At 43.8% G+C, this 20,722-nt stretch carries 16 protein-coding genes and 1 tRNA gene; 13 read left to right on the top strand and 4 right to left on the bottom strand.

Going from position 1 to position 20,722, the window contains the following annotated elements; all coding sequences use genetic code 11:
• Positions 1-52: 52 nt before the first annotated feature.
• From gyrA to M917_RS11610, 5 genes are all read left to right on the top strand, one after another.
• Positions 53-2,869, top strand: coding sequence for a DNA gyrase subunit A (gene gyrA, locus M917_RS11630; protein WP_021815055.1), 2,817 nt, complete (start codon positions 53-55; stop codon positions 2,867-2,869).
• Between the two features lie 161 nt (positions 2,870-3,030).
• Positions 3,031-4,101, top strand: a complete 1,071-nt coding sequence (gene rarD, locus M917_RS11625) for an EamA family transporter RarD (RefSeq protein ID WP_021815054.1) — start codon at positions 3,031-3,033, stop codon at positions 4,099-4,101.
• 203 nt (positions 4,102-4,304) lie between these two features.
• Positions 4,305-4,973, top strand: coding sequence for a glutathione S-transferase (locus tag M917_RS11620; RefSeq protein WP_021815053.1), 669 nt, complete (start codon positions 4,305-4,307; stop codon positions 4,971-4,973).
• An 84-nt stretch (positions 4,974-5,057) separates the two neighbouring features.
• On the top strand, positions 5,058-5,306 hold the full coding sequence (locus M917_RS11615; RefSeq protein WP_021815052.1) for a hypothetical protein: 249 nt from the start codon (positions 5,058-5,060) through the stop codon (positions 5,304-5,306).
• 176 nt (positions 5,307-5,482) lie between these two features.
• Positions 5,483-6,607 (top strand): ribonuclease Z, encoded by a 1,125-nt coding sequence (locus M917_RS11610; protein WP_021815051.1) that lies wholly within the window; start codon positions 5,483-5,485, stop codon positions 6,605-6,607.
• Positions 6,608-6,621: 14 nt separating this feature from the next.
• On the opposite strand, the gene M917_RS11605 is transcribed toward M917_RS11610, so the two are convergent.
• Positions 6,622-7,593 (bottom strand): ATP-binding protein, encoded by a 972-nt coding sequence (locus M917_RS11605; RefSeq protein ID WP_021815050.1) that lies wholly within the window; start codon positions 7,591-7,593, stop codon positions 6,622-6,624.
• Between the two features lie 92 nt (positions 7,594-7,685).
• On the opposite strand from M917_RS11605, the gene M917_RS11600 reads away from it, so the two are divergent.
• A complete protein-coding gene (locus M917_RS11600) occupies positions 7,686-8,696 on the top strand; it encodes a protein kinase domain-containing protein (protein WP_021815049.1) in 1,011 nt (336 codons plus the stop codon).
• An 82-nt stretch (positions 8,697-8,778) separates the two neighbouring features.
• Here M917_RS11600 and M917_RS11595 read toward each other — a convergent pair.
• The 3 genes from M917_RS11595 to M917_RS11585 all read right to left on the bottom strand — a co-directional run bounded on the left by M917_RS11595 (position 8,779) and on the right by M917_RS11585 (position 12,362).
• Positions 8,779-8,863 (bottom strand) — tRNA-Leu (locus tag M917_RS11595).
• 214 nt (positions 8,864-9,077) lie between these two features.
• Entirely contained in the window at positions 9,078-10,877 is a 1,800-nt protein-coding gene (locus M917_RS11590) for a sigma 54-interacting transcriptional regulator (RefSeq protein ID WP_021815048.1), read from the bottom strand.
• 87 nt (positions 10,878-10,964) lie between these two features.
• Positions 10,965-12,362: a two-component system sensor histidine kinase NtrB gene (locus M917_RS11585; RefSeq protein ID WP_021815047.1), complete on the bottom strand. Its 1,398-nt coding sequence runs from the start codon at positions 12,360-12,362 to the stop codon at positions 10,965-10,967.
• Positions 12,363-12,495: 133 nt separating this feature from the next.
• Here M917_RS11585 and rimO point away from each other — a divergent pair, with 133 nt between their 5' ends.
• The 7 genes from rimO (at position 12,496) to rseP (ending at position 20,583) form a co-directional block, all read left to right on the top strand.
• Positions 12,496-14,088 carry a 30S ribosomal protein S12 methylthiotransferase RimO gene (gene rimO, locus M917_RS11580; RefSeq protein ID WP_021815046.1) on the top strand — a complete coding sequence of 531 codons (1,593 nt, stop codon included), beginning with the start codon at positions 12,496-12,498 and terminating at the stop codon, positions 14,086-14,088.
• Between the two features lie 186 nt (positions 14,089-14,274).
• The gene (pyrH, locus tag M917_RS11575; protein WP_021815045.1) at positions 14,275-15,000 is read left to right on the top strand and encodes a UMP kinase; all 726 of its coding nucleotides are present in this window, start codon (positions 14,275-14,277) and stop codon (positions 14,998-15,000) included.
• A gap of 97 nt (positions 15,001-15,097) precedes the next feature.
• Entirely contained in the window at positions 15,098-15,652 is a 555-nt protein-coding gene (frr, locus tag M917_RS11570; RefSeq protein WP_021815044.1) for a ribosome recycling factor, read from the top strand.
• A gap of 341 nt (positions 15,653-15,993) precedes the next feature.
• Entirely contained in the window at positions 15,994-16,746 is a 753-nt protein-coding gene (gene uppS, locus M917_RS11565) for a polyprenyl diphosphate synthase (RefSeq protein WP_021815043.1), read from the top strand.
• A gap of 222 nt (positions 16,747-16,968) precedes the next feature.
• Positions 16,969-17,778 carry a phosphatidate cytidylyltransferase gene (locus M917_RS11560; protein WP_021815042.1) on the top strand — a complete coding sequence of 270 codons (810 nt, stop codon included), beginning with the start codon at positions 16,969-16,971 and terminating at the stop codon, positions 17,776-17,778.
• 186 nt (positions 17,779-17,964) lie between these two features.
• A complete protein-coding gene (gene ispC / locus M917_RS11555; protein ID WP_040642667.1) occupies positions 17,965-19,173 on the top strand; it encodes a 1-deoxy-D-xylulose-5-phosphate reductoisomerase in 1,209 nt (402 codons plus the stop codon).
• Positions 19,174-19,206: 33 nt separating this feature from the next.
• The gene (gene rseP, locus M917_RS11550) at positions 19,207-20,583 is read left to right on the top strand and encodes an RIP metalloprotease RseP (protein WP_021815040.1); all 1,377 of its coding nucleotides are present in this window, start codon (positions 19,207-19,209) and stop codon (positions 20,581-20,583) included.
• The last annotated feature ends 139 nt before the right edge of the window (positions 20,584-20,722 follow it).

Here is a 20,722-nt window from a genome sequence, read left to right as displayed (position 1 = left end):
CATCTAGAGCAAAAGTGTCAGCATCAGAAAAAATGTGAGTGAAGGAGTGTATATGAGCGAATCGGTCAGTCCTATTGGCATCGTAGATGAATTAAAGCAATCCTATTTGGATTATGCGATGAGCGTGATTGTCTCGCGTGCGCTGCCTGATGTGCGTGATGGGTTCAAGCCTGTACACCGACGTGTGATGTACGCCATGCACGTACTATCTAACGACTACAACAAGCCCTATAAGAAGTCGGCACGTGTGGTCGGTGATGTCATTGGTAAGTATCACCCACATGGCGATAGTGCGGTGTACGACGCCATTGTGCGGATGGCACAGGATTTTAGCCTGCGTTATCCTATGGTAGATGGTCAAGGTAACTTTGGTTCGATTGATGATGATCCACCGGCAGCGATGCGTTATACCGAAGTCCGTATGACTAAGCTAACCCATCAGATGCTGGCTGATCTGGACAAAGATACGGTCGATTGGGAAGACAACTACGATGGCTCTGAGCGTATGCCAAGCGTTATGCCAGCACGTATTCCTAATTTGTTGATTAACGGGGGCACGGGTATCGCGGTCGGTATGGCGACCAATATGGCACCGCACAATCTAACCGAAGTCATCAATGCCTGTCTGGCTTATGCAGAAAACCCGCAAGTCTCAGCTGAAGAATTGATGTCGCACATCTCAGGGCCTGATTTCCCCACAGGCGGTATTATTTATGGTCGCGCAGGCATTTTAGATGCTTATCGCACGGGCAAAGGCCGTTTACACATACGTGGTCGTTATCATATCGAAGCCATGACCGATACAGGTGTTAATCGTGATCGCGAGCGTATTGTGTTCACTGAAGTGCCTTACCAAACCAATAAAGCCAAGTTGATTGAGCGTATTGCTGAACTGGTGCGTGATAAAAAAATCGAGGGTATCAGTGAGATTCGTGATGAGTCTGATAAAGACGGTATGCGTATCGCCATTGATTTGCGCCGCGGTGAAACGGCAGAAGTGATCGTTAATAATTTGTTCCTACAAACGCCACTTGAGTCTAGCTTTAGTATCAATATGGTGGCGCTGGATAATGGTCAGCCAAAACTATTGACGTTGCGTCAGCTAATTGCGGCGTTTGTACGTCATCGTCAAGAAGTCGTAACACGTCGTACCATTTATGAGCTAAATAAAGCGCGTGTACGTGGACATTTGCTAGAAGGCTTAACAGTTGCACTAGCGAACATTGACGAGATTATTGCGACAATTAAAGCCTCTGCAAACCGCGGCTTGGCACGTGAAAGCTTGTTAAATAACACATGGGGTTCAGGTAGCGTTGTAGCGATGTTAGCCGCTGCCGGTAGCCAATCGGTACGTCCTGATTTCATCGAAGGTGAAGATCCTAAAGCACCGTTTGGTTTGATTGAAGGCCAAACCAAAGGCGAGCAGCGTTATCGTTTGTCACTTGAACAGGTCAATGCGATTTTAGACATGCAATTGCATCGCTTGACAGGTCTTGAGCAAGACAAATTGACCGAAGAATATCAAGACTTGCTGCGCGAAATTGCTCACTTAGAGTCTATTTTGGGCGATTTTGATAAGCTAATGACCATTATCTCTAATGAGATGATTGAGATTCGTGACAATTTTGGTGACGAGCGCCGTACGGATATCATTGACTCGCGTACTGATTTCAACCGCGAAGACCTGATTCCTGAGCAAACCGTCGTGATGACTGTATCACGCACTGGTTATGCAAAAACTCAGCCGATTGACGATTATGTTGCGCAAAAACGTGGCGGTAAAGGCAAGTCTGCAACCGCAATGAAAGAAGACGATGTGATCGACCATTTGGTCGTGACCTCAACCCATGCGACAGTCTTATGCTTTACCGATAGTGGCCGCGTTTTTAGTTTGCGTGGTTTTGAAGTGCCAATCGCTAGTCGCGGTGCTCGTGGTCGTCCATTGGTCAATTTGATTGGCTTGAATGGTGATGAAACCGTTACCACGATATTGCCAATTCCAAAAATAGTAGAAGATTTATCGGCGAAAGCAGACCTGCCGCTAGTAGATAACGATGATGATTCGTTAGCAGACAGCAATGAAGCAGAGCCTCCTTTTGTCTTTTTTGCAACCGCTAACGGGACAGTCAAGCGAGTAGAGCTTAAGCAGTTTGCCAACATTCGCTCGAACGGCCTAATTGCAGTGGGATTAGAAGAAGGCGATAAATTGGTGAGTGCGCGCATTACTAATGGCAGCCAAGAAGTGATGTTGTTTGCTTCAAGTGGTAAAGCCATTCGTTTTGATGAAAATGATGCTCGTGCGATGGGTCGTACTGCAAAAGGCGTGCGCGGTATGCGTCTGGCTGCTGATGAATTTATCAAATCATTGGTCGTTATCGAAGAAGATGTACGCGAAATCCTTATCGCTTGTGAAAACGGCTTTGGTAAACGTACCTCTATCGATGAGTTTAACACTCAAAATCGCGGTGGTGGCGGTGTGATCGCTATCAAGACCAGTGCGCGTAATGGTGCGCTCGTTCGTGCCACCAAAGTTGAATCTACAGACGATATTATCTTAATATCAGACAAAGGCACATTGGTACGCACGCCCGTTGAGCATGTGGCCAGCTCTGGTCGCAATACGCAGGGTGTCACGCTCATCCGTCTGTCTAAAGATGAGAAATTGGTCGCCATGGCACGTGTCGAACACGAAGAAAATGACGATGAACTCATCGATGCCATGAGAGAAGACGGTACATTTGATGTAGAAGGTCAAGAGCAAATAGATATTGATGCCGCAACTGGTAACACCGCAACGACTGATGTCAACGATGCGATCGATATTGCCAATGATTATAACTTGGACGAGCCAGTAGACGATGACGAATAACGGTTTCGGTCGTTAATGTTGTAATCTAATTTTATCATTGTTTTACACAAAGGCCTCTGACGTTATCGTTGGAGGCCTTTGTTTTTCACTCGCATTTTTTGTCAATTTTGTTGTAATGGACAAAATTCATGCAAATAAGATTCTGTTTTTAAGGCGGTTTTATGCTTATGACCAATCAAACTTTTCAAGGAACTGTCGCATCAGTATTATCAAGCTTTTTATTCTCACTGATGTTTTTGTTTGGGCTATTTATGCTGCCCTTGTCAGGGACACAGGTGGCGTCATGGCGTGTGCTCATGATGCTATTAAGCTTGGTGATATTGGTCAGTTTGACTAAACAGTGGCAGCATGTATTTGATTATGTCAAAACGCTAAAGACCCCAAAAGAATGGCTGATATTTGTATTGCCCACACCGATCTTGGGTGGACAGATTTGGCTGTTTATGTGGGCGCCAGTGAATGGATTTGGTCTGGATGTCACATTGGGTTATTTTTTACTGCCCCTTGTGATGATTTTGGTTGGTCGGTTTTTTTATCATGAATCTATGAGTATCTTGCAATGGATGGCCGCGATATTCGCAGCGCTGGGTATTGGTTACGATATTTTTCAGTATGGTGCAGTATCTTGGGTGACGTTGTTTGTGTGTTTGGGTTATCCACCCTATTATCTACTACGGCGCATGCTTGCAGTGCCGCCTATTACAGGTTTACTGTCTGATTTGACATTATTAACGCCAGTGGTGCTTATCATGCTTTATGTGAGCGGTGGTTTTAGTGTGGCGGCACAAGATACAAAATTTTGGTATCTATTACCACTGCTTGGCGCTTTTAGTGCGCTTGCGATGTCACTGACGATGATTGCGAGTAGTAAGCTGCCAGTCTCATTGTTTGGGGCGTTGAGCTATGTAGAGCCAATGCTGTTATTTGTGTTATCCATTGCGGTTCTGAGCCAAAGCCTTGACGAAGGTGGCTCGCTCTTTATGTACGGCATGATTACGCTTGCGCTACTGGTCATGATAGTGGATAGTGCAGCGGGTTATCTGGTTCGTCGCCGTGACGATCATTTACATGGCTATAGAGAGCCTCAAGTGGGCGGCTTTCCTCCGCGCCGTCATTTTATCAACCAGCGTATCGATGGCGTACTAACAGCGCACCGTTTTCGCAAAATTAGAAAATATCAGCAAAAGATAGATAAGATGACGCGCAAAATAGAAGCACTGCATTCAAAATAAGGCTTACTAGCTCGTAGAGTAAAACTTGACTTGGTAGACATTGTTTTTCATCGTTGACCTACATAGTTCCTATGTTAAAGCCAAATTAATTACGCTATCATCGATATCAATACTGTCACGCTCAGTTGAATGCGTGACACTATACACAAGATATTATCGTATATTCACAATATAGCTTATTCAAAATATAACTAGGATGGTTTATGTTAAATCTGCATCATTTAAACAATTCGCGATCTTTTCGTATTTTATGGTTACTAGAAGAGCTAGAGCTGGACTATAAACTGACCAGTTACGAGCGTACGAAAGCCCATCTCGCCCCTGAAAGCTTAAAGAAAGTACATCCGCTCGGACACACGCCTGTACTCGAAGTTGATAATCGTGCGCTGGCCGAGTCAGGATTTATCATTGAATATCTGCTGAGACACTACGATACCGAGCATCAGTTTAAGCCTGCTGATGACAATGAAGCGGCATGGGAAGCTTACACATTTTGGCTGCATTTTGCTGAAGCTTCAGCGATGCCGCCATTGGTAATGCGTTTGGTATTTAGCAAAGTAGTTGAACGCTCGCCCATGCTCATCAAACCGATCAGTAAAGGCATTCGTAAGCAAGTTGAAGATGGAATGATTAACAACAACATTGTGAATAACCTAAATCTGATGGAACAGCACCTCCAGGACAATCACTGGTTCGCTGGCGAAACCTTTAGTGCAGCCGATATTCAAATGTATATCGTGGTAGCTGCCTCTAATGCGCGTGCGGGCATGGACAAAGTCAGATATGTCAATCTGTTGAATTGGCTCAAGCGTTGTCATGAACGCCCAGCCTTTAAACGTGCCGAAGAAAAAGGCGGTCTACCGCAGTTTTAAAGATACCGAAGTTTTGAATAAATAATGTGCTATTGTAAGCGTTTTTTCTTATATCCAACGATAGCATATAAAGAAGGGGTAGCCATGAGCGATCAGAATGACCTGACGAAGCATAAAGCGGATAACACTGATAGTGATATCACCAGTCAAAATATCCATGCGCAGCAGGTCTCCATTAAATCGTGGACACAAAAGATATTGGTGGTTTTATTGTGTACAGCAAGCTTTTATGGAGGCTGGAAATCTTATGAATCTAACATGGTCAATGAGTGTACTGCCAATGGTGGAAAAATGATCGAAGGTCAAAAAACCATGATATGTCAATTGTCGTAGCAACATGATATGTTTATTGTCATAGCAAATAGTACCATTACCAAAAATTTGAGTAGTACCCAAAACGAGTATTAGTACCAAATTCAGTATCAACTCATAATAGGTGAGATGCGTCTGACACTGCTTATTATATCTTTTGGGATTGATATGCGTATGATAAGTAAGAAAATACACCCATGTTAAAATTAACCTTCTTAGGGACATCGGCAGGCGTACCCACCAAACAGCGTAATGTGACAGCATTGGCGATTGAGTGTCTGAATCCTTTCTTGCCGAGCTCAAAACAAAATCACAGTAATCAAGATAAAAAATCTCGCCCATGGCTATTGATTGATTGCGGTGAAGGCACACAGCAGCAACTATTGCATACCAAGCTGTCCTTACATCAATTGGCCGCCATTTGCATCACGCATGTGCATGGCGACCATTGTTATGGTTTGCCAGGATTGCTCGCGAGTGCTGCCATGTCAGGTCGTCGTGACCCACTGACTTTGATTGCACCAAAAGCCATTGCCACGCTACTCGATGCCCTCAAGCTCACCACAGAGCTGTATCTCCCATTTGCGATTGATTTTATTGCAATTGAAGATTTATTGTCTAAAGAAGGTGCGCTCAAAGGTATGGTCACTCTCAATTCAGACAAGCAACATCAGCTTTTGATAGACATTCACCCCTTGTCGCATCGTGTGTCTTCGCATGGTTTTGGTATCACTCAGCATATCAGTCGGCGTTTACTCAATACAGATAAGTTGACAGCAGAAGGTATTCCAGCAGGTGTGCTATGGGGCCAATTACAACAAGGTAAGGATGTGATAACTGATGATGGGCGGCAGTTGCGTTCGTCAGAATATGTCAGTAATGACGTGCAACGTACACGTGTCGTTGTGGCTGGAGATAATGATACACCAGATTGTCTAAGTGCAGCGGTGGTTGATACGGATTTATTGGTACATGAAGCCACTTATACCCATGAAGTCTTAACCAAAATCCAGACCAAAAATCCAGAATTTGATCCGATGCATAGTAGCGCGCATTTAGTGGGTCAATTTGCCCAAAACATGGGTATTAAGAATTTGGTTTTGACACATTTTAGCGCACGTTATCAGAGTTTTGACAATCTGAATAGCAGTGCGCCAAACATGGGACATATTCGAGCAGATGCCGAAAGCGTCTATCAGGGCAGTTTATGGTTGGCCGCAGATTTTGCTCAGTATATGGTCACTGGGGCAGCTGACTTGGCAGATAGTAAAGAGCATGAGCATGTACAATATTTGGGCGACGCCCGCGACTATGAGCAATGATTGCACGTTCAACCTTAAGTTTGACTGTCTTCAGCATCCAGCTGGGTTTTTCCTATCCAGTAACGACTAAACTGATAAGCGACTCGTCCTGAGCGCCCACCACGTTCTGACGCCCATCGTAAAGCTGCCGCTCTGATATCATCAGGTAGCGCGTTACCTAACACTTCAACATCAGTTGTTTTATTATTATTTTCATTATCTACGCTGTGTTTTTGCTGCATATATAGATAATGATGAACAATTTGTAGATATGTGGTTTGATCCATTGGATGAAATGATAGCCATAGACCAAAACGATCAGACAATGAAACAGTCTCGTCAATGGTCTCATAAGGGTTGACCTCATCGGTCTGTCCATTATATATATTGACGTTGTCTTTCATCAGTTGCGGCAATAGGTGACGGCGGTTACTGGTGGCATAGACCAGCAGTTTGTCTTGCTCTGAATCAAGCGCCCCATCCAAGACGCTTTTTAATGTTCTGTAGCTCTCGTCTTGACCGTTAAACGCCAAGTCATCGCAGTAGACCACATAGCGGCATTCACAATCTGCTGGCAATGCATGAATCGCGGCGCGAATCTTATCAAGTACCTTTAGATCATCCCGCGCAATTTCAATAATGCGCAGTCCTTCGCTATGATAGGCTTGTAGCAACGCTCGAATCAGTGAGGATTTACCCGCGCCGCGTGTCCCCGTCATCAGGACATGATTGGCCGGATAGCCTTTTAAAAACTGACGCGTATTTTGTACCAGTTTTGACTTTTGGGTATCTATCCCATGCAAGTCGTCTAAACTTAAAAACAAATTGACCGCCAGTGGTTCTAAATGACCATTATGACCACCGACCCAGCGATAAGCCAGCTGCGCAGGATCAATCTTAATCGTTGGCGTGACTTGCTCTTGTAAATATTGGCTGAGCAAATCTAATAGTGGCGTAGGCAGGGCGTAATGAGTAGCAGGCTTAGATGAGCTGTTTGGTTGCGACATAATAATTCTAACCGTTGAGGTGTATTTAAATTGCGTAAAGGCAGTTTCAAGATTTCACTGTACTATGAAAAACTATCATAAAAGATCAAACTATGAAAAACAGTGCCAGTAATTCGCTTATTATACAGGCTTTGCAAGCACATGCTCAGCAGCTATTGCCGACTGTGACGCAAGTATTTTCAGTATTGCAGTATGGTGAAATAGTACACCAGCGAATAGGTCAAACAAATACTGTGCATACTAAAAAATCTCAAAATACCCCAACGCAGCACATCAGAAAGACTGGTTATCAAGGTTTAACGCGCGCCACCCATTCGCAGTTCGGGCACGTGATGATTAAATGGCAACTAGTGTCTCATGCCAGTCATGATTCATCTGATTTAGCTCATGAAATTGATGTTTTAAGATCTTTAAATCTTTTATCGCAAACTCAAAATCACAGTGCCGCTATCGCACCATTAATACTCGCTCATCATAAGTTAGACGTTCAAGCGTTGGGACAGAGCCAGCATTTAACTGCTTTAGTCATGGTCTACTATCCGAATGGCAGCTTAGCAAAGCAGCTTAGTAGGCAAAAATACCCATTATTAACGAATAAACAAAAGCAGTATTTCATCAAACAGACCGCGAATCTTATAGCCAATCTACATAACACTGGCTGGCTACATAATGATATTAAACCTAGTAATATCTTGCTCAGTTATACCTCGATAGATAGTAATCATATAGTTCCTGATTTAATATTAATCGATTTTGCCTTAGCAGAGAAAGTTGATAAACCAATAAAAGCACATCCTTTTGGTACGCCAGCTTATCTGGCACCTGAGCGCTGGCAAGGGCAAGCAGCCACCGTTCAAAGTGATATCTATGCGTTTGGGATAATGATGGTTAAGATATTAACGGGCGCACGACCTTTTAATATAAATACCCAAAGTAGCGATCCGATGATTGATTGGACGATACAGCATTGCCAACAGCCTATTCCAAGGCTGCCAACAGAATACAGTCATTATCAATTTATCATAGATAAAGCATTGGCAAAGCGGATAGAGAAGCGGTATCAGACGATGGATAAAATACTATTAGATTTAGACAGAGTATGAATGTACGATTGAAATTATAGACACAAAAAAACCTGCTAAATAGCAGGCTTTAATATTTGGTCTAAGATGTACTATCCAAAAATGGTGGGGCTGGAGAGACTCGAACTCTCACACCTTGCGGCGCCAGAACCTAAATCTGGTGCGTCTACCAATTCCGCCACAGCCCCATTTTTGTTACTCTATCATCAAAAGCAGTTAAACTCAAATGCTATCTAGACAGTTAACTGATTCGGTAGTGCGTCTCAGTGGTTGGCTATTATATAGAGTTTGCGTAGTTTGGCAAGCCCTATTTGCAGTTATTTTTAATTATTTAACAACTATTTTTGCCAATGATAATAAATATCTGATATTACTGAGATTTTTATTTAGCGTTTTTGTGCTTTATACAGAGATATCTAACTGCTGTAACTTACGTGTCAGTGTGTTGCGACCCCAACCGAGCAAGCTGGCTGCCGCTATTTTTTTGCCGCCGCTGTGCTTGAGGGCTGCCATTAGTAAGACACGTTCAAATTCAGGTGTTGCCGTTTGTAAAATATCGGTTTCACCTGTTTGCAATGATTGCTCAGCCCAAACGGCCAAGGCTTGCTGCCAGTTTGAGTTGTTCGAAATATCATGAGCATGTTGATTCTCTATACGAGCACCATTTTGCTGTTGGTGATTTTGCGCCGTTTGTTGCGTGGATAAATTTTGCTCTGGATGCGCCTCAAAATGAGAAGGAATACTTTCCAACAGCTCTGGTGGTAAATCATCAACCATAACGGTATCACCAGTCGCCATGACAGTTAGCCATAAGCAAACGTTCTCAAGCTGGCGTACATTTCCGCCCCATTCAAAAGACTGTACAATCTGTAGCGCCGCAGGATGTAGTTGCTTTGGTGGCGTATTCATCTGTTCGGCTGCCCGCTGCATAAAGTAGGCAGCCAGCGCAGGAATGTCTTCAGGACGCGTGCGCAGAGGCGGTAGGGGTAGACGAATAACATTCAGACGATAAAACAGATCCTCACGGAACTTGCCTTGTTTTACTAATGCTTCTAGGTTTTGATGAGTGGCGGCCACGATGCGTACATCGACTTTGACAGGTTGCTGTCCACCCACACGATAAAACTCTCCATTGGCCAGTACTCGTAGCAAACGGGTTTGGGTGCTAAATGGCATGTCACCGATTTCATCCAAAAACAACGTCCCGCCATTTGCTTGCTCAAAACGACCTTGCCGCGTTGTCGTCGCGCCAGTGAAAGCACCTTTCTCATGACCAAATAACTCGGATTCGATCAAATCATGCGGAATGGCAGCCATATTTAGGGCAATAAAAGGCTGCTGATGACGAGGGGAATGTTGGTGTAAAGCACTGGCAACCAATTCTTTACCTGTTCCCGACTCACCTGTAATCAAAACCGTGATAGGGGAGTGTGCCAGCCTGCCAATAGCGCGAAACACTGTTTGCATGGCTTGTGATTGACCAATGATGCCACTAGGATTGGGATTACTCTGTACCTTAGTATCAGTTTGAATACCAGCTTTATGGTTGGCAGCCTGATTATTTTTGCTTACTGAATTGGCTTTACTGACAACATTTTTTTTGGTATCAAATATCGCATCATTATCGAAGGACGAGGTGTCGGATAAGGTATCAGTGTTTATGTGGCTATTAGGCGCAGTTATAGCATTTTCCACGATCATATTGGGCTGATAATTAATTGCTTTATAAATGGTGGCAACCGCATCGTCCAAGTCAAAGGGCTTTGGCAAATATTCAAATGCGCCAGTCTGATAGCTATTAATCGCGGACGTGAGATCTGAATGCGCGGTCATGATGACAATTGGCAGCTTTGGGAAATGCCGATGCACCCAGTCACTAAAGGATAGACCGTCCATCATTGGCATACGAATATCCGTCAATATCACATCTGGTAATGGTTCAGCTGATGCCTGCAAGATATCATTGAGGCGTGTCCATGCTGCTTGTGCTTGCGTAAAGCTAATAACGGTCAGTCCTGCGTCCTCAAAAGTATCAGCCAGTACCATTCGTAATGCCGCATCATCATCGATGAGCCAGAGCGTTGCTGGATTGGCATCAGGGGCATTATTGACCGTTACTTTTGTCATTTGGTCACCAATTATCTGATCTTTCGATGTTTGGCTATCGCTTTTAGGGTTGTGTTTATCGTTATATTCAGTCATGTATCAGGCCTAATGAGCAATGAATGGGTTTAGATTGATGATTTAGTAATGTACGATTGAGCAGTTTCATCTGTGGAGCAGTGCTGCCTAGGTTTCCATAATTGGTTGGTTAAACGGTAGGTATAGCGTAAAACAAGTCTGACTATTGTGAGGGTTGTTTTTTAAATTGTCGTTAGGATTTTGTGCTTGAGTAGAGCTGGCGTCAATCATACCATGATGATGGCTGATAATATCTTGTACAATGGAGAGTCCAAGGCCAGTTCCCTTAGCACGGCTGGTCACCATCGGGAAAAATATTTGTCCAATTAGTGCAGGATCAATCCCTGAGCCGTTGTCGGTAATATTAATTTGCACCACTTGTTTGTGCTGTTGCCCACTGATGGTATGTTGAAAAGCCACTCGTGTTTGAATATGTAGCGTTGGCTGGTAATGACAGTCGTCAGTATTACGGTCTATTTGTGAACTAGAAGAGGATAAAGTTTTCGGTTTGGGTGGTTCTTTTTGCTGTAATGTTTGTTCGAACTCTGTCATCGATTCACAAGCGTTGTTAATCAGGTTTAAAAACACTTGAATTAACTGGTCTTTGTCAGCCTGCAACTCAGGCAACGATAAATCATAATCGCGCTGTAGTATCACTTGTGGATACTGATTGCGTATCAAAGTTAATACATGCTCTAGTGGCTCGTGAATATTAAGAGTTTGCCAGTTTGGTAGTTGATTGGAGCCAAGAAACTGCCCGATAAGATGGGTCAAGCGATCTGTCTCTGAGATGATGATATCGGTATAGTTACGCAGTTTTATCGCGGTTTTTTGCAGGTTGTTGTTATGGTTTAGTATAGATGTTGAATGGGAGATAACCCCAGAAAATTGAGGGTCAAATGTCGCCGCGTCACTGAATTTAATGAACTGTCGCTGTAAGAGTTGCGCCGCACCGCGAATGCCAGCAAGCGGATTTTTTATTTCGTGGGCGACCGAGCGTAACATATGACGGGCAACACCATATTGCTGTTGTTGGCGCTGCTCCTCTGATATGCGACTTTGGCGATCTTTGCCCCATATTTCAATGATAAAATAAGTCTGCTGTTCATAAATGACAGGCGTCACACTGTAGTCGATTGAGAGGGGCAAATTACCATTCAACGGTGTGCTTATAATGTGATCGTGATCAATGAATGGTTGCTGGTACTGCTTTGCTTGATAAAAACGTTCGGTTAAAGAACAGATTTGCTCTTCTATCGTGTGCTCGCTTGTATCGTCGTTATGAATGGTTAAGCTGTTTTGTGATTTTAGCTCCTCAGGTGCCAGCAATGTCAAGACAGACTGATTGAGTAATCTGCCACTGCTGATAGCAAGTAGGTGTTCGGCTTGAGCATTCAACCAAGTGATGGAGAGGGTATCATCGACCCATAAGATAGCTGTGAACAGATGCTGTGATATAAAGGCTAAGTCAGGTGTCGGTCTTACCGTTTTCAAATTGGTTGTCATAGGTAGAGCCTAAAAAAAGGATGCTTGATATAATATTTAACCACAAATCAACACTATAGAACGGCAAAACTGGCGATTTTTGCAAAAAAAACGTACAATGCGCATAGCCAATTTCTCTCTAGCAAGGTCAGCCATGCCCAAAACTTCTACCGAGTCGATGAATACGACTACGATGACCTCACAGTCAGCTTCTACCTTATCTAAAGATGCCCCTAAGAACACAGCCACTATTTTTAATCCTGCCAAACCAATTATGGCACAAGAGCAAGGATTATCAGACAGTAGCAGTAGCCAACCCTACCATCATAAAGCCAACCACAATCAAAACCGTAGTATCGAACAAAGTAGCGATGCAACGTTAGCGACTGCCAATGCGCCAGTCAGTGCGGCACCAAAGATTGGTTTCGTGTCGCTAGGTTGTCCAAAAGCACTGGTAGATAGTGAGCGTATTATCACAGAGCTTAGCCGTGATGGTTATCAAGTGGCCAGTGATTATGAAGGGGCAGATCTTGTTGTGGTCAATACATGCGGCTTTATTGAGTCAGCGGTACAAGAGTCGCTTGACGCGATTGGTGAGGCCATTAGTAAAAACGGCAAAGTGATTGTTACTGGCTGTTTGGGTAAAGAAGCTGAGAAAATCCGTGAAATGCATCCGGCAGTGCTAGCAGTGACGGGCGCTCATGCTTATGACGAAGTGATTAGAGCGGTTGCGCAGCATGTGCCGAGACCAAATCGTAGTTTGGATGCCAATTACGACCCAAAAATAGATTTGATTAATGAGGCGGGTATCAAATTGACCCCAAGTCATTATGCTTATCTTAAAATCTCTGAAGGCTGTAACCATCGTTGTACTTTCTGCATCATTCCAAGCTTACGTGGTGACTTGGTCTCGCGTCCGATTGATAGCGTAATGAATGAAGCGATGGCGCTCAAAAACGCAGGCGTAAAAGAGTTGCTGATTATATCCCAAGATACTTCTGCGTATGGACTGGATTTGAAATATAAGACCAGTTTTTGGAACGGTATGCCGCTTAAATCAAAATTTTATGACATGTGCCAAGCGTTGAATGACTTAGGTATTTGGGTACGTTTGCATTACGTTTACCCATATCCGCATGTCGATAAAGTCGTTGAACTCATGGGCGAAAAAAAGCTACTGCCTTATTTAGACATACCTTTTCAGCATGCCAGTCATAGCATCTTAAAAGCCATGAAACGTCCTGCGCATAGCGAAAACACGCTGGCACGTATTAAAGCGTGGCGTGAGATTTGCCCTGATATCGTCATTCGCTCGACCTTCGTCGTCGGTTTCCCAGGTGAGACCGAAGAAGATTTTCAGTGTTTGCTCGATTGGTTGGTTGAAGCGCGTCTTGATCGCGTTGGCGCATTTACTTATTCAGAAGTTGAAGGCGCGGTCGCCAATGACTTGCCAAATCACGTCCCTGAGAATATTAAGCAAGAACGCTATGAGCGTTTGATGGCGCTACAGCAAGACATATCGGCACAAAAACTACAAGAAAAAGTTGGCAAGACCTTAATGGTGTTGGTCGACGACATTGATAGCGATGAGAATATTGCGATTTGTCGTAGCTATGCGGATGCGCCAGAGATTGACGGTCGTGTTTATGTCGATGAGATTAATGCTCAAGTAAAAGTCGGGCAGTTTTTGACGGTGACGATTGATGATGCTAGCGAATATGATTTATTTGCCAGCTATAAAGGATAAAAATCCATGTAATATACAAGTGAAAATTGCCCAAGAGCGGGCAGTTTTTGCTACAATTAGCGCAATTTAGCCTTTCAAACACACCCAGCATTAAGTATGGCGCGCTGGGCAAGCGCTATTTGTATTTTACCAATTTGTATTTTACTAATGACTGTAATTATAATTTAATGCTAACAAGGTGACCTCATGTCTGACAAAAACCCGCGTTACTCTCGTATCTTGTTGAAACTCTCTGGTGAAGCTTTAGCTGGAGGTAAAGACATGGGTATTGATACCGAAGTACTTGATAAGATGAGCTTGTCTATCGCTCACTTGCGTGGACTGGGCGTGCAGGTAGGTATCGTCGTTGGGGGTGGTAACTTGTATCGCGGTGCTCAATTACAAAAAGAAGGCTTGGTTGGCCGTGTCACTGGTGATCAGATGGGTATGCTCGCGACGGTCATGAATGGACTTGCGATGCGTGATGCCCTTGAGCGCCGCAATATTAAAACGCGCTTGATGTCAGCATTACCCATCGGCGAAGTCACCGAAAGCTATAGCAGCCGTAATGCGATTCGCTATCTCAAAAACGGTGAAGTTTGTATTTTTGTCGCTGGCACTGGCAATCCGTTTTTTACCACAGACACCGCTGCCTGTTTGCGCGGTATCGAAATCGAAGCAGGCTTGATTTTAAAAGCGACCAAAGTTGATGGCGTTTATGACAAAGACCCAAGTCTACATTCCGATGCGGTCAAATACGATGGCTTGACATTTGATGAAGTGTTAGAACAAAAGCTTGGCGTCATGGATCTAACCGCTATTGCGCTATGCCGTGAGCACAACGTCCCGCTACAAGTGTTTGATATGACCAAACCCAATGCGTTATTAAATGTCATTATGGGTGAAAATGAAGGCACGCGCGTTTATCATTAATTGATGATACGCCCTAAGATAGCGATATATCCCTTAATAATTTTTTATAACCAACAATAATGAACGATTTGTCGGTAGCGATAAATAAGGACACATAATGATCAAAGAAATTAAGCAAGACGGCGAAGCGCGCATGCAAAAAACCTTGGAAGCGCTTGAGAGTACTTTTAGTAAAGTTCGTACAGGTCGTGCGCATCCAGGTATGTTGTCAGGCGTAATGGTTAGCTACTATGGTTCTCCGACACAGCTGAACCAAGTGGCTAGTGTGAACGTTGAAGACTCGCGTACACTACTGGTACAGCCATTTGATCGTACCATGGTGCAAGCGATCGATAAAGCCATTCGCGAAGCAGATTTAGGTCTGAACCCAATGACAGCTGACGTGATTCGTGTGCCGATGCCAGCCTTGACAGAAGAAACACGCCGCGACATGCAAAAACTTGCCCGCGGGGAAGCTGAGAGCAGCCGCGTATCTATTCGTAATATCCGCCGTGATATGATGAATGACATCAAGGATCTGGCGAAAGAAAAAGAAATCTCAGAAGATGACGAACGCCGTGCCAGTGATGATATTCAAAAAATTACTGACAAATATATTGAGACTATTGATAGCCGTCTGAGTAAAAAAGAAAGTGATTTAATGGATGTTTAACTATTAGTTTGGTGTTATTTATAGCACAACCAATTGAGCTTCCTTTTTTAAAGTTAAGCAGCCAATGCGTTATCGCTATTGGCTGCTTATTATTATGTCAACTGGTGCGACATAGTTAATTTACTACACAATAAATAAAGTGCCGCTAGCTATAGAACTGACACTCTCTTTTCTTGCTACTCAAATTTTCGATAATGGTATCAATGATATTTGATAGCCTATGTTTCGCAAACTACAAAAAGTCCGATTTGTGATAAGTTTGTGAATTATATGATCTATACTTTGTAACTGATCTATTACAGGCTATTATTATTTTACCTTAACAATAAGTAAGTTTACCTATGTCTATGTCAGCCCCTTCTACTATTCTTCCGCGCCATATTGCCATTATCATGGATGGTAATAATCGCTATGGTAAAGCCCATAATTTGGGCAAAGGCCAAGGGCATGTAGCTGGCAAAGAGGCGTTAGATCCTATTGTCGAGTATTGTGTCGAGACAGGGATTGAAGTATTGACAGTATTTGCTTTTTCTAGTGAAAATTGGCAACGTCCACCCACTGAGGTCACGTTATTGATGCAATTGTTGGCATTGACTATCAATGAGCAAATGCCGCGCATGAATGAGTACCGTATTCGCTTACGTTTTATCGGTGATCGCAGTCATCTTAGCGCTGATTTACAAACATTAATGGCAGATGCCGAAGCAAAAACTGCAACGTTTGAGGCCATGACGCTAGTGATCGCCATCAGTTATGGTGGACAGTGGGACATTGCGCATGCTGCAAAACAGTTGGCGCAGCAAGTACAGGCAGGTCAGTTGCGTGCTGAAGATGTCAATACAGAGCTGCTTGGTGAGTACGTTCAGCTGGCCGATGTACCCGCAGTAGATATGTTGATACGTACGGGCGGTGAGTATCGACTTTCTAATTTTTTATTGTGGCAGGCCGCTTATGCAGAGCTATTTTTTACCCAAACGCTATGGCCGGATTTTGCCGCAGGTGAGCTGGCAATGATGGTAACGGAGTTTGCCCAGCGTCAACGCCGCTTTGGTAAAACCAGCGAACAGGTCGTGACGGAGCAACAATTTCGTTAGGATATTGATTGTTTAATAGGCTTTTTTAAAGGGTTTGCGTAGTATCCTACAAAGCTAATATTCTATCAGTAGTTAATAGTGCTTGTTTATGAAATAATAAACCGTTTTAATGAGTGTTAGTTGCTATGAGGACATGCCCTAGAATGTGATTGTAGATTAACTGCTATAATGCACTTTTTGACCATGCATTTTTTATTATTATAAGTATAAGGCTCAATAAGTATGTGGCAACGAATTAAGACGGCAATTATTCTCGTTATTATCGTTGGTATTGCAATGTTTGCGAGCCAAACCCCTATCTTATTTGCACCGCTTTTAGCGATTGGCGTCATTATTTCTGCTCACGAATGGACAAAGCTGATGCCAAAATGGCGGCAGCCTGCGCTGTTTGTCTTGTTGGTCTTGGTACTGACATTGGTATCACTTATATTTAAAGTAACTTGGCTGTTTTGGTGGGTAGCTTCATTAGTAATATGGTTGATGGCATTGTCTTGGGTGAGAGTTTTTCCAACTCACACCAATTGGTATGGTAAAAAATTGGCATTGATGGGTGCTGTGATATTGATTGCATCCATTACCGCGATGTTTTACTTATGGCAACTGTCAGCATGGTGGTTGTTTTATGTGTTCTTATTGGTGTGGTGTACAGATAGTGGGGCTTATTTTGTTGGGCGTAAGCTCGGTCGTCACAAAATGGCACCGAATGTCTCACCTAATAAGAGTGTAGAAGGGCTGGTTGGTGGCTTAGTCACCGGTTTGCTGGTCGTCATTGCTATTAGCGTGTTTAAGCTGCAATTAACGGGTTTGCCATTGATTGCATTTGTCTCGTTATCAGCTTTGACGATTTTGGCGTCCGTACTTGGTGATTTGTTTGAGTCAATGCTTAAACGCCGCGCTCTTGTAAAAGACTCAGGCACTATCTTACCAGGGCATGGCGGTGTCCTTGATCGTATTGATTCGTTATTGTCTGCCACACCAATATTTGCGCTTGGTTTTTGGGTGATTCAGCAGCTGGGTTTAATAGTAGTATAAATTTACAAAATGAATGTGCTTACTCATTCTAATAGTGGGTTAACTGTAGGTTAGTAAAGGCGTTACTTTGCTGCCATATCTATTAGCTTTTATGGTCTATTGGCTTCCATAATTTACTAGTTTGAATGTTTACCATGTTTTCTTGGTTTTTTCTTTTATTTTTCGCAGTATTATTGATAGGCAACGATGGTTATGACGCAACGCATCGCCGTATTAGGCGCGACAGGCTCGATTGGTGATAGCACGTTGGCTATTTTAGCAGCGCAACCACACCATTATGAAGTCTACGCTTTGTCAGGCTATCACCGTTTAGATAAGTTATTTGCGCTCTGCGGGCAGTTTTTGCCTAAGCGTGTCAGCGTACCGACGGCAGCAGTCGATGATTTTGCTCAGCGTCTTATGGCGGCTGGTCTTAATATTGATGTGGTAGGGGGCGAGGCAGGGCTAGTAGATATTGCTACTGATTCGCAAACCGATACGGTGGTTGCGGCCATTGTGGGCGCAGCAGGTCTACCGTCAACCTTAGCCGCCGCTCGTGCAGGCAAACGTATTTTATTGGCTAACAAAGAAGCGCTGGTGATGGCAGGGCAAGTAATGATTAGTGCGGTCAAAACGCATAACGCGACTTTGCTACCGCTCGACTCTGAGCACAATGCCATTTTTCAGTGTCTGCCACTGGCTATTCAACAAGACAACACCCAGATTCATCAGCCAGACCACGGTGTACGTAGATTATGGTTGACCGCGTCTGGTGGCCCGTTTTTGCAGCAATCGTTTGAGCAGATGCAGCAAGCAAGTATCGCTGAAGCGGTCAAACACCCAAATTGGTCAATGGGTCAAAAGATATCGGTCGACTCTGCCACGATGATGAATAAAGGTCTTGAGTTAATAGAAGCCTGTCATCTATTTGATTTGCCTGAAGATAAAATAAATGTGGTGATTCATCCACAAAGCATCATCCACTCGATGGTAGAATATAGCGATGGCAGTTTTTTAGCGCAGTTGGGCAGTCCGGATATGAAAACCCCGATCGCCCATGCACTCAGTTATCCCAATCGTATTGATAGTGGCTCGCAGCCATTAGATTTGTATGCGCTAAGTGGATTGGAGTTTATTGAGCCTGATTTGCAAAAATTTGCTTGCCTACGTCTTGCTCGTCAAGCGATGCAAGCAGGTACGCAGGCGACTATTGTGCTAAACGCTTCTAATGAAATTGCAGTTGCTGCGTTCTTGGATAGAAAAATCCGTCTAACGGATATTGCTGATATCAATGAACAAACATTGACTGAGATACAAGTACCTTTATTAAATGAGCGGGCTGATATAGAAGATATATTGGCTATTGACCAAATAGCACGCCGTCACACCGAGACGCTCGTCAAAAAGCTATCGTAATTGTATCAAGAGTAACTTAACCGAGAAAAGATCATGACGTTTTTATTAACGCTCCTTGCGGCAATATTTGTCTTAGGTCCGCTCATTGCCCTACACGAGTGGGGTCATTATATTGTGGCGAGACTCTGCGGCGTTAAAGTGTTAACTTACTCTATCGGTTTTGGTCCCAAGCTTTTTGGTTGGACCAGTAAAAAAAGCGGCATCGATTATCGTATTTCAGCACTGCCACTGGGTGGGTATGTCAAAATGCTCGATGAGCGTGAAGGGAATGTGGCAGAAAATGAGCGGCATCTAGCCTTTAATCATCAGCATCCGCTCAAGAAAATTGCGATTGTCGCGGCCGGTCCTATCATGAACTTTGTCATTGCTATTGCGCTATTTTGGGTATTGTTTATGACCCCATCAGAGCAGCTGGCGACTAAAATTGGGCAAGTGTTACCTGATACGCCAGCCGCAATAGCGCAGTTGCCAGTTGGTGATAAAATCGTTGCCATTGATGGCCATAAAGTAGAGACGTGGGAAGGTATCAATTATCGTCTTGCTGGACGTATGGGGGAGACAGATAATGTCAGTATTACCATGCAGTCGGACGGACAAAGTGAAAACTTGGCCAAAACTTATCAAGCACCAGTGCAGCAATTTATGCAAGGCGCGGCACAAGGTAAAGACGCGTTGACCAGCTTTGGTATGCTACCGTGGCAGCCGCAAATTGCTCCAGTAGTGGGTAATCTGACGCCTGATGGCGCGGCCAGTCGCCAAGGTTTAAAAGAGGGTGATCGCATTACTGCTATCAATGGGGAAGAAATCAGCGACTGGATCAGTGCCACGCGTATTATCCGTGATAACCCTGAAGTTTTGCTTAATTTTACGGTGTTGCGAGATGATAAGCCTGTTCAGCTACAGATCATGCCACAAGGTAAAAAAGACAATTTAGGTAACGATTATGGACAGATTGGTGCTATGGTGGCACAGTCTGAAATTGTCATCCCTGATGCATATAAAACAACAGTGGTCTATGGTCCGGGTGAGTCGCTGGTTAAATCGTTTGAAAAGACCGAACAGTTAGCGGTGATGACGGTAAGCTCCATGGGTAAAATGCTGTCAGGTATGATAGGCTTGGACAATTTATCAGGGCCAATTACCATCGCCAAAGTTGCCAAACAAAGCTTTGATATCAGCTGGCAGATGGTATTGTCTACAGCAGCCTTGATCAGTCTGAGTCTCGCTGTCCTAAATCTTTTACCTATTCCGGTATTAGATGGGGGTCACATCGTTTATCATCTTATTGAGCTGATTCGAGGTAAGCCACTCTCAGAAGGGGTGCAAATGGTGGGTCTGAATATCGGTTTACTCTTACTGGCAGGTTTCATGGTGTTAGCAATTGGTAATGATATTAGTCGTCTGTTTTGATGCAGGGCTGGTCGATATGATTGACAAGGCGCGATATACTAATGGTTCCGTGGTTATTGGGCACTGATTATGTACAGAGTAGGCAAGGTGTTTTGTGTCAAGAACTCTGTACTAATCGTAATTTTTAGTTTATTTTGTG

Origin of the sequence: Psychrobacter aquaticus CMS 56 (assembly GCF_000471625.1) — a bacterium.
GTDB classification, from domain to species: domain Bacteria; phylum Pseudomonadota; class Gammaproteobacteria; order Pseudomonadales; family Moraxellaceae; genus Psychrobacter; species Psychrobacter aquaticus.
This window is presented reverse-complemented; position numbering and strand designations above follow the sequence as displayed.